1 protein-coding gene is annotated in these 569 nt (G+C 49.7%); it reads left to right on the top strand.

Annotated elements, in window-relative coordinates:
• Positions 1 to 569 (top strand): AMP-binding protein (locus NLX78_RS26390; protein ID WP_254351930.1); only part of this gene is annotated, 569 nt, incomplete at both ends.

The following is a 569-nucleotide window of genomic DNA, read 5'->3' as shown; positions in this document are numbered from 1 at the left end:
CGGGAACTGAATGAACGGGCAAATTCATTGGCCCGAATGCTTCAAGCACAAGGAGTAGGACCTGACAAACTGGTCGGTCTGATGGTACAGCGTTCAGTGGAAATGATCGTAGGTCTGCTGGCTGTTCTAAAAGCAGGTGGTGCTTATGTGCCGATTGATCCCGAATTTCCGTCCTCTCGTATTGCCTACATGCTGGAAGATAGCGAGGCCACAGTGCTTCTGACCAGTCGTGATCTGTTGGAAGAGCATCATTGCAACGCCAATGCCATATTTCTTGAGGATGCAGCCTTGTATCAGGGAGAGAGCAGCAATCTGGAGGCGATTGCCCGCCCAGAGCATTTGGCTTATGTCATCTATACGTCTGGTTCGACTGGAAATCCGAAAGGAGTTATGCTCCAGCATCGCTCGGTCCTCAACTTTATTACCGGGATGCGTGAAGTCATTGACTTTGAAGCGAGCCAAACGATTTTGTCACTCACGACCATTTCATTTGATATTTTCGTCTTGGAAACCATCTTGCCCTTGTTGGGTGGAATGACGGTGGTGCTTGGCGACAGCCAGCATCAGGT

Source organism: Paenibacillus sp. Lou8.1, assembly GCF_024213565.1.
Taxonomy (GTDB): Bacteria; Bacillota; Bacilli; order Paenibacillales; family Paenibacillaceae; genus Paenibacillus; species Paenibacillus polymyxa_B.
This window is presented reverse-complemented; position numbering and strand designations above follow the sequence as displayed.